This window comes from Bacillus cereus group sp. BceL291 (genome assembly GCF_051776705.1).
Taxonomy (GTDB): domain Bacteria; phylum Bacillota; class Bacilli; order Bacillales; family Bacillaceae_G; genus Bacillus_A; species Bacillus_A cereus.
Genome location: NZ_JBPWAP010000062.1, coordinates 19466 through 28694 on the forward strand (window position 1 = coordinate 19466; position 9229 = coordinate 28694).

Sequence of the window (9229 nt, forward strand, 5' to 3'; positions counted from 1 at the left end):
GGGCTATTTTAAGAAAGGATCTAGCTCCTACATCAAAAGAAGTAGAAGCTTTTCTCACTTTTCTTATTTCATGCTTTCTAAAAGCTCTTGCTCATAATCATAAAGAGCTGTTGGATAGTCCCCATTAAAGTAAGCCATGCATAGGCCGCCATATTTCCCTTCATATGGACGTCCAATTGCATCTACTAATCCATCTTCACTTAAAAATGTTAAAGAATCTGCTCCGATCATTTCACGGATTTCTTCTACTGTATGATTTGCTGCAATTAATTCTTTTCTCGTTTGAATATCAATGCCATAGAAACATGGATATTTCAGAGGTGGTGAAGCAATTCTTACGTGAACTTCTGTCGCTCCAGCCTCACGAAGCATACGAACAATTCGTTTACTTGTCGTTCCTCTTACGATAGAGTCATCAATCATAACAACTCGTTTCCCTTCAACTACACCTCTTACTGCGGAAAGCTTCATCTTAACCCCTTGCTCGCGCAGTTCTTGAGAAGGTTGAATAAACGTACGTCCAACGTAACGATTTTTAATTAATCCTAACTCATATGGAATACCTGTCGCCTCCGCATAGCCAATCGCAGCTGAAATACTAGAGTCTGGTACACCAGTAACAACATCTGCTTCAATAGGAGCTTCTGCCGCTAAACGTTTCCCCATATTCTTACGTGCTGCATGGACGTTAACACCAGCAATATTTGAATCTGGGCGTGCAAAGTAAATGTATTCCATACTGCAAATTGCATGTTCTACATCATTTGTGAAACGATCCACGTGAATTCCTTCATCATTAATGACAAGTAATTCACCTGGTTCTACATCGCGAATGTATGTTGCACCTACTACATCAAAAGCACATGTTTCTGACGCTACAACGTAAGCATCCCCCATCTTTCCAATTGAAAGCGGACGGAACCCATTCGGATCTAATGCAACGATCATTTCATTTCCAGTTAGTAAAAGATACGCAAACGCACCTTTCACTTTATTTAAAGCCTCTTTTACACTTTCAATTAAAGAATCTTTCGTGCTACGTTTAATAAGATGTAAAAGTACTTCTGTATCTGAACTAGTTTGAAAAATACTGCCCTCTGCTTCTAATTCACGACGAAGCATTTTTGCATTAATTAAATTTCCGTTATGAGCTAACGCCATACTATGATCGGAAAAACGGAACAACAATGGTTGAACGTTAGCAACTTCACTTCCACCAGCTGTTGCATATCGTACATGTCCGATTGCTGATTTTCCATTTAATCCTTCTAGCTCACCTCTTGAAAACACTTCTGATATTAAACCTAACCCCTTGTGACCGACGATTTTTTCCCCATTATTTACGACAATGCCTGCGCCTTCTTGCCCACGGTGCTGTAAACTGTGCAATCCGTAGTATGAAACTTGTGCTGCATTTTCATGCCCCCAAATTCCGAAAACGCCACATTCTTCGTTTAACCCCTTTATTTCAGCAAGCATGGGATTGCCCCTTTCCAAGCCTTTCTCATTTCATCTACATTTGCTGTAAGTAATACTTCATTTTCTTCATTATGAATTGTTACTTCATTTGTACTTGTTACTTCTCCAACTTGGATTGCTTCTACCACTTTCTCAAACGCCTCTTTATTTTCACGTTTTACAGTTATCACGAAGCGAGACTGTGATTCAGCGAATAATGCTGCTGTTGCTTCTCCATCTAATTTCACAGTAGCACCTAAGCCTTTAGCACCAATTGCACTTTCTGAAATCGCAACTGCTAAACCACCTTCAGCAACATCATGTGCAGATTGAACAAGACCAGCTTGAATTGCTTCTAATACTTGCTTTTGGCGTTTTAATTCTACATCTAAATCGATACTTGGTGATTGACCGAAAATTTTGCCGTGAATCATTTTCTGTAATTCACTTCCGCCAAACTCAGCTTTCGTCTCACCAATTACATACACTAAATCACCAGCTTGCTTAAACTCTTGTGTTGTTACATGTTTTAAGTCATGCACAAGTCCGACCATCCCAACAGTTGGTGTTGGATATACAGCTTCACCACTACGCTCGTTATACATCGATACGTTTCCGCCGATAACTGGTGTTTGTAATGTGCGACAAGCTTCACTCATACCATCTACTGATTTCTCAATCTGCCAGAAGATTTCTGGTTTTTCTGGATTACCGAAGTTTAAGCAATCTGTAATTGCAAGTGGCTCTCCGCCAGAACATACGATATTACGCGCTGCCTCTGCTACTGCAATTTTACCGCCCATCTCTGGGTCTAGATAAATGTAGCGAGAGTTACAATCTGTCGTCATTGCTAATCCTTTTTCTGTACCGCGTACACGTACAACTGCAGCATCTGAACCTGGCGTAACAACTGTGCTTGTGCGAACCTGGTAATCGTATTGATCGTATACCCACTCTTTACTTGCAATTGTTGGTTGCTTTAATAAAGTAAATAACGCGTCTTTATAATTTTCTACTTTTGGCGTTTCCATTTTCATTGCTTGGAATTCAGCAAAGTATGCTGCTTCTTTTGATGGCTTATGATAAATTGGTGCTTCTTCTGCTAAAGCATCTGCTGGAACTTCAGCTACCTTTTCACCTTTATGGAATAAACGAAGCATTTTATCTTCCGTTACTTTCCCCATCGTAACCGCTGCAAGACCATACTTCTCAAATAAATCTACTATTTCTTGTTCTCTACCTTTTTTCACGACAATTAACATACGCTCTTGTGATTCAGATAGCATCATTTCATATGGTGTCATTCCTGTTTCACGCTGTGGTACATCATCTAAGTACATTTCAATACCCATTCCTGCTTTACTTGCCATTTCTGCAGATGATGATGTTAAACCAGCCGCACCCATATCTTGAATTCCAACAAGTGCATCGGATTGAATTAATTCTAAACACGCTTCAATAAGAAGTTTTTCCATAAATGGATCCCCTACTTGAACCGCTGGACGTTTCGCTTCTGAGCTTTCAGATAGTTCTTCCGACGCGAATGTTGCACCGTGAATACCGTCACGACCAGTTGATGCTCCTACGTACATTACTGTGTTACCAGCACCGTGCGCTTGCCCCTTTTTAATGTCTTCGTGGTTAATCAAACCTACGCACATTGCATTTACAAGTGGATTTCCTTCATAACATGGATCAAATTGTACTTCGCCGCCAACAGTCGGAATACCGATGCAGTTACCGTATCCTGCAATTCCTGCTACTACTTCTTCGAATAAATATTTCACACGTGGTGACTGTAATTCACCGAAACGAAGTGAGTTTAATAGAGCTACCGGGCGTGCTCCCATAGAGAATACGTCACGAATAATACCACCAACACCTGTTGCAGCTCCTTGATATGGTTCAATAGCTGAAGGATGGTTATGACTTTCCATTTTAAATACAACTGCTTGATTATCACCGATATCTACAATTCCAGCACCTTCTCCAGGTCCTTGCAGAACGCGCTCACCTGTAGTTGGAAACTTACGAAGAACTGGTTTCGAATTTTTATAACTACAATGTTCAGACCACATTACAGAGAATAACCCTGTTTCTGTATAATTTGGCAGACGACCTAAAATCTTTTCAACCATGGCAAACTCTTCGTCTGTTAGCCCCATTTCCACATATATACGCTCTTCTTTAATTTGTGTTGGATTTGGTTCAAGCATTAACGACATATGTTTCCCTCCACTGTTTTAAGATAGATTGAAAGACTTTTAACCCTTCAGCACCGCCAAGTAATTCATCTACCGCACGCTCTGGGTGTGGCATCATACCAAGTACATTTCCTTTTTCATTTACAATACCAGCAATATCTGAAACGCTACCGTTAGGGTTTTCTACGTAACGGAATGCGATTTGATTGTTCTCTTCTAATTGTTTAAGCGTCGCTTCATCACAATAGTAATTTCCCTCACCATGCGCGATTGGAATATTAATTACTTCATCTTTTCCATATTGCGATGTAAACATCGTTTCATTATTTTCAACACGCAACTGAACAGTGCGACACATAAATTTTAAGTTTTCGTTTCTCATTAACGCTCCTGGTAGTAATCCTGATTCAACAAGAATCTGGAATCCATTACATACACCTAAAATCGGCTTTCCTTGCTCAGCAGCTTTTTGCACTGCTTTCATTGCATTAGCAAAGCGAGAGATAGCACCGCAGCGTAAGTAGTCACCATAAGAAAATCCACCTGGTAGTAGAATTGCATCATATTCATCTAAATTCTCTGTATCGTGCCAAACGTAATCTACTTCTTCGCCAAGCTCATCTTTAATTGCATGGAACATATCGACATCACAGTTCGAACCCGGAAATACTATTACGGCAAATTTCACTGTGCGACAACCTCCTCAACTTCATAACGGAAGTCTTCCATTACAACGTTCGCTAATAGTTTTTCACACATTTCCTTTACCTTGCTATCTAAATCAGATACAGATTTATCAATTGTTAGTTCCATGTACTTTCCGATTCGAACATCTTGTACTTCTGTGAATGAAAGACTATGAAGTGCTCCTTTTACTGCTGTTCCTTGTGGATCTAATACGCTTTCTCTTAATGTTACATATACCTTAACTTTATACATGTGAAATTCCCCCTAAACGTTTTAAAATCTCTTCATAAGCATCTGTTAAATTTCCAAGATCGCGACGGAATACGTCTTTATCAAACTTTTCATTGCTCGTTTCATCCCATAAACGGCAAGTATCTGGTGAAATTTCATCCGCTAAAATGATTTCTCCTTCTTCCGTTACACCAAACTCTAATTTGAAATCTACTAATCTTACACGACAGCTTGCGAAATGATCAATCAACACTTGATTGATTTGTAGAGCCATATCTCGTAATACGCTTACTTGCTCTGGTGATGCAACGTTTAATACACGAATATGATCTTCCGTTACAAGCGGATCTCCTAAATCATCATCTTTGAAGTAAAATTCTACGATTGGTTCTGCAAGTACAGTTCCCTCTTCCATTCCTAATCGTTTTGAAAGACTTCCTGCAATTACATTTCTTGTGACAACTTCTAAAGGAATAATACTCACTTTTTTAACAAGTTGTTCTGTTTCAGATAACTTCTCAACAAAATGTGTTTTAATTCCCACTTCTTGTAACTTTCTGAACAATAAAGTTGTAATTTCATTGTTCAAACGACCTTTCCCTGTAATCGTCTCTTTTTTCTCCCCATTGAAAGCAGTCGCACTATCTTTGTACTCTACCCAAACCATATCTGCTGATTCTGTACGATAAATTCTTTTTGCCTTACCTTCATACAGCAATTCTAGCTTTTGCATTTCGCAAGCCCCCTGTAGTTTGAAAAATGTGAATAATGTTTTTATAAAGAATGGCACAGAATGACTCTATTCTGTGCCATATGAAATTTTACGCTTCGTTTAATCCAAGGCGTTCAAAGATTGTATCAACGTGTTGCATATGATGCTCATAGTTGAAGCATTCATTAATTTCTTCTTGTGTTAACTTGCTTGTAATACGCTCATCAGCTTCTACAAGCTCTTTAAATTGTACTTGTGTTTCCCAAGCTTCCATCGCTTTAGGCTGTACGATATCATAAGCTTCTTCACGTACCATACCTTTGTCGATTAGTGTAAGCATTACGCGCTGAGAATAAATTAAGCCGTATGTTCTTGTCATATTGCGTTTCATATTCTCTGGGTATACAGTTAAGTTTTTAACGATATTACCAAAGCGATTTAACATGTAATTTAACGCGATTGTAGCATCTGGTAAAATTACGCGTTCTGCCGAAGAGTGAGAAATGTCACGCTCATGCCATAATGGAACATTTTCGTAAGCCGTCATCATATAACCGCGGATAACACGAGCTAAACCAGTCATATTTTCAGAACCAATTGGATTACGTTTATGTGGCATTGCAGAAGAACCTTTTTGACCTTTTGCGAAAGCTTCTTCAACTTCACGTGTTTCACTCTTTTGTAAACCACGAATCTCAACTGCCATCTTTTCGATAGATGTTGCAATTAGTGCAAGTGTTGACATGTAGTGTGCGTGACGATCACGTTGCAATGTTTGTGTTGAAATTGGTGCTGCTTCTAATCCTAAGTTTTCACAAACATATTTTTCTACGAATGGATCGATATTTGCATATGTACCAACCGCACCAGATAGTTTACCAACACGAACTGTATCAGCAGCTTGTTTGAAACGCTCTACGTTACGTTTCATTTCTTCATACCAAAGACCAAGTTTTAAACCAAATGTTGTTGGTTCTGCATGAACACCATGTGTTCTTCCCATCATGATTGTGTATTTATGCTCTTTCGCTTTGTTAGCTAAAATGCTTACAAAGTTCTCTAAGTCTTTTAATATAATTTCATTCGCTTGTTTTAAGATGTAAGATAATGCTGTATCCACTACGTCTGTAGATGTTAAACCGTAATGAACCCATTTACGTTCCTCACCTAATGCTGGCGTTTCTGATACAGCACGAGTGAATGCAACTACGTCATGACGTGTTTCTTTTTCAATTTCATAAATACGATCAATATCAAATGATGCATGCTCACGAATTTTCTTAACATCTTCTTTTGGAATATCGCCAAGCTCAGCCCATGCTTCACAAGCTAAAATCTCAACTTCTAACCATGCTTTAAATTTGTTCTCTTCCGTCCAAATTGCACCCATTTCTGGGCGTGTATAACGACTAATCATCTTTTTCCCTCCAACAGTTGTTCTTGATGGTCCCAAATATGCAAACTCTTCGCTTTTTCTAGAGCGACTTCAATATTATCATTTAAAATATTAACATGCCCCATTTTTCGCTGTGCTTTTGCTTCTTCTTTTCCATACAAGTGTAAATAGCACCCGGTTAATCTATTCACTTGTCTTAGGACCCCTTCTATATGTTCGCCTAAAATGTTTACCATGACAACTGGTTTTAACAAATTTGTTTCTCCTAGAGGTAAATTACAGATTGCTCGAATATGTTGACCAAATTGACTCGTCTCACATGCATCCTGTGTATAGTGTCCTGAATTGTGAGGTCTTGGCGCTAATTCATTAATATAAATCTCACCATTATCTGTAGCAAACATCTCTACAGCTAGTGTTCCCACAAGTTCTAATTCATCCGCAAGTACCTTTGCATAAGCAATTGCTTTTTGAGAAAGCTCTTCTGTAATGCGAGCTGGAACGATAGATTCATGTAAAATGTTATTTACATGAATATTTTCTGCTACTGGAAACACTTTTGTTTCACCACTTACACTACGAATCACAATAACTGATACTTCTTTTTCAAAAGGCACCCATTTCTCTAAAATACATTCTGCTTTATCCACAAGATTTCTTGCTGCCTCAACATCAGCTTCACTTCTTAAAACAACTTGTCCTTTCCCATCATATCCACCTGTCGTCGTTTTTAAGACGGAAGGGAATGATAACTCAGCAATTGCTTCTGTAAGCTGATCTTGATTTTGAACTAATCTATACGTCGCTACTGGTAACCCAGCCTTCTCAATCGCATTCTTTTCTGTAAAACGATTTTGCGTTGTATTTAACAACTGACTACCTTGTGGTAAGTACGCATGTTTTTCAAGCCATTGTAAACATCTATAATCAATATTCTCAAATTCATATGTGACAACATCACTTATCTCTGCTAAATGCTGAATTGCTTTTAAATCATCATATGGTGCAACAATTTCAATATCAGCAACTTGTGCACATGGTGAATGCTTTGTAGGATCTAAAACAGCAATTTTATATCCCATTTCCTTAGCTGCCAATGCCATCATTCTTCCTAGCTGGCCGCCTCCAATAATACCGATTGTTTTTCCAGGTAAAATGATCCTCGTCATACTAGCTCACTACCTTCACGCACATCTTTTTCAATCGCTTCTCGTCTCAATTCTAATGCATCATGTATATCATCATGGAATGATCCAAGTATTTGTGCGGCAAGTAATCCAGCATTCGTTGAACCGGCTTTACCAATTGCAACAGTTGCAACTGGAACACCTCCTGGCATTTGGGCGATGGATAATAATGAATCTAAGCCGTTTAATGCTTTTGATTGAACTGGAACTCCAATTACAGGAAGATTTGTCTTCGCTGCAACCATTCCTGGTAAATGTGCTGCTCCACCAGCTCCAGCAATAATAACTTTCAATCCACGTTCACGAGCCGTCTCTGCATATTCAAACATATAATCCGGAGTCCGATGAGCGGATACAACTTTTTTCTCATACGGTATATTTAATTCATCTAAAATGTCACAAGCATATTTCATTGTTTCCCAGTCTGACGTGCTTCCCATTATGACTCCAACTAGTGATTTCATATTAGAATCCCCCCGATTCAAATAAAAAAAGCCTGAAATAGAACAGTTTCTCTTTTACTATGAGAGAAAGCGCTCTACTCAGGCATACGTATCCCTTGTGAATAGAAAAATACCGAGTGACTTTCCCTCATAGTCTAACGAATAACGGTCGTTAGGTAGAGACTTGCAGGCCATATCCCCGCGATTATATGAGGTCTTATATTATTGTTTCTATGGTTATATTAACAATATTTCATAAACAATGTCAATAAATAATCGAATGTTTTTTTATTAGTAGTCAATAACGTTCGTGTTTTAGTTATATTCAAAAGAAGAATTGCAACTATATGCAAGAAGAAAAGGGAATTAGAATATATATTTCTAGAGATCTATTTTACGTATAATCGTTTAAATGGCACTTCAGTATGTTTTAAATCAATATATATACACTCTTGTATTATTATAACGATTTAATTTCTAAGGAGGATAACTGTTAAAGAAAGAACTATGCTATTATCCTATTTATTTTTCTCTATTGCAGTAATTTCTGTAATTATTAAATACTTATTTATAGCATCTCATTATTTAAAATATATACTTATGATAGAAATAATGTGTCCTATTTTAAGTATTACTTTAGTGGCATTAGGAAAATCAGGAACACCAAAAGTTATTGCTATTATTTTAAACAGTCTCTATTTCATTCTTTTTTCATCTTTAGCTTTATTAAATTTATGGATTATAGCATTCGGTAAATAAAAATAAACACAAAAAAACCTAAGTCAAAATGACTTAGGTTCTTGCTTGGCGACGTCCTACTCTCACAGGGACAAGGTCCCAACTACCATCGGCGCTAGAGAGCTTAACTTCCGTGTTCGGTATGGGAACGGGTGTGACCTCTCTGCCATCAT

At 38.0% G+C, this 9229-nt stretch carries 9 protein-coding genes, 1 rRNA gene and 1 riboswitch; of the genes, 1 reads left to right on the top strand and 9 read right to left on the bottom strand.

Annotated elements, in window-relative coordinates; genetic code table 11:
- Positions 1 to 63: 63 nt before the first annotated feature.
- The 8 genes from purF to purE all read right to left on the bottom strand — a co-directional run bounded on the left by purF (position 64) and on the right by purE (position 8339).
- Complete coding sequence (gene purF, locus ACS2CR_RS26945; RefSeq protein WP_000879032.1) at positions 64 to 1479, bottom strand: amidophosphoribosyltransferase; 1416 nt, start codon at positions 1477 to 1479, stop codon at positions 64 to 66.
- Positions 1464 to 3683 (bottom strand): phosphoribosylformylglycinamidine synthase II, encoded by a 2220-nt coding sequence (purL, locus tag ACS2CR_RS26950; protein WP_153602756.1) that lies wholly within the window; start codon positions 3681 to 3683, stop codon positions 1464 to 1466. Before purL ends, purF begins: the two co-directional genes overlap by 16 nt.
- Positions 3667 to 4350, bottom strand: coding sequence for a phosphoribosylformylglycinamidine synthase subunit PurQ (gene purQ / locus ACS2CR_RS26955; RefSeq protein ID WP_000666787.1), 684 nt, complete (start codon positions 4348 to 4350; stop codon positions 3667 to 3669). The genes purL and purQ overlap by 17 nt, the downstream gene beginning before the upstream one ends.
- Complete coding sequence (gene purS / locus ACS2CR_RS26960; RefSeq protein ID WP_000278823.1) at positions 4347 to 4601, bottom strand: phosphoribosylformylglycinamidine synthase subunit PurS; 255 nt, start codon at positions 4599 to 4601, stop codon at positions 4347 to 4349. Before purS ends, purQ begins: the two co-directional genes overlap by 4 nt.
- Positions 4594 to 5313 carry a phosphoribosylaminoimidazolesuccinocarboxamide synthase gene (purC, locus tag ACS2CR_RS26965; protein ID WP_001170544.1) on the bottom strand — a complete coding sequence of 240 codons (720 nt, stop codon included), beginning with the start codon at positions 5311 to 5313 and terminating at the stop codon, positions 4594 to 4596. Before purC ends, purS begins: the two co-directional genes overlap by 8 nt.
- An 88-nt stretch (positions 5314 to 5401) precedes the next feature.
- Positions 5402 to 6709, bottom strand: coding sequence for an adenylosuccinate lyase (gene purB / locus ACS2CR_RS26970; protein WP_000625682.1), 1308 nt, complete (start codon positions 6707 to 6709; stop codon positions 5402 to 5404).
- A complete protein-coding gene (gene purK, locus ACS2CR_RS26975) occupies positions 6706 to 7857 on the bottom strand; it encodes a 5-(carboxyamino)imidazole ribonucleotide synthase (protein WP_053513256.1) in 1152 nt (383 codons plus the stop codon). The genes purB and purK overlap by 4 nt, the downstream gene beginning before the upstream one ends.
- Positions 7854 to 8339 carry a 5-(carboxyamino)imidazole ribonucleotide mutase gene (purE, locus tag ACS2CR_RS26980; protein ID WP_000839365.1) on the bottom strand — a complete coding sequence of 162 codons (486 nt, stop codon included), beginning with the start codon at positions 8337 to 8339 and terminating at the stop codon, positions 7854 to 7856. The genes purK and purE overlap by 4 nt, the downstream gene beginning before the upstream one ends.
- Positions 8340 to 8449: 110 nt before the next feature.
- A riboswitch (purine riboswitch) is annotated at positions 8450 to 8551 on the bottom strand.
- 274 nt (positions 8552 to 8825) lie between these two features.
- Here purE and ACS2CR_RS26985 point away from each other — a divergent pair.
- On the top strand, positions 8826 to 9077 hold the full coding sequence (locus ACS2CR_RS26985) for a hypothetical protein (RefSeq protein ID WP_053513254.1): 252 nt from the start codon (positions 8826 to 8828) through the stop codon (positions 9075 to 9077).
- Positions 9078 to 9120: 43 nt separating this feature from the next.
- Here ACS2CR_RS26985 and rrf read toward each other — a convergent pair.
- Positions 9121 to 9229 (bottom strand): 5S ribosomal RNA (rrf, locus tag ACS2CR_RS26990); the annotation flags it as partial.

What these genes read in the sequence shown, in the direction of transcription:
- purB (WP_000625682.1), bottom strand. Translation starts at nt 6,709, where the DNA reads ATGATTAGTCGTTATACACGCCCAGAAATGGGTGCAATTTGGACGGAA.
- purC (WP_001170544.1), bottom strand. Translation starts at nt 5,313, where the DNA reads ATGCAAAAGCTAGAATTGCTGTATGAAGGTAAGGCAAAAAGAATTTAT.
- purE (WP_000839365.1), bottom strand. Translation starts at nt 8,339, where the DNA reads ATGAAATCACTAGTTGGAGTCATAATGGGAAGCACGTCAGACTGGGAA.
- purS (WP_000278823.1), bottom strand. Translation starts at nt 4,601, where the DNA reads ATGTATAAAGTTAAGGTATATGTAACATTAAGAGAAAGCGTATTAGAT.
- purF (WP_000879032.1), bottom strand. Translation starts at nt 1,479, where the DNA reads ATGCTTGCTGAAATAAAGGGGTTAAACGAAGAATGTGGCGTTTTCGGA.
- purL (WP_153602756.1), bottom strand. Translation starts at nt 3,683, where the DNA reads ATGTCGTTAATGCTTGAACCAAATCCAACACAAATTAAAGAAGAGCGT.
- purK (WP_053513256.1), bottom strand. Translation starts at nt 7,857, where the DNA reads ATGACGAGGATCATTTTACCTGGAAAAACAATCGGTATTATTGGAGGC.
- ACS2CR_RS26985 (WP_053513254.1), top strand. Translation starts at nt 8,826, where the DNA reads ATGCTATTATCCTATTTATTTTTCTCTATTGCAGTAATTTCTGTAATT.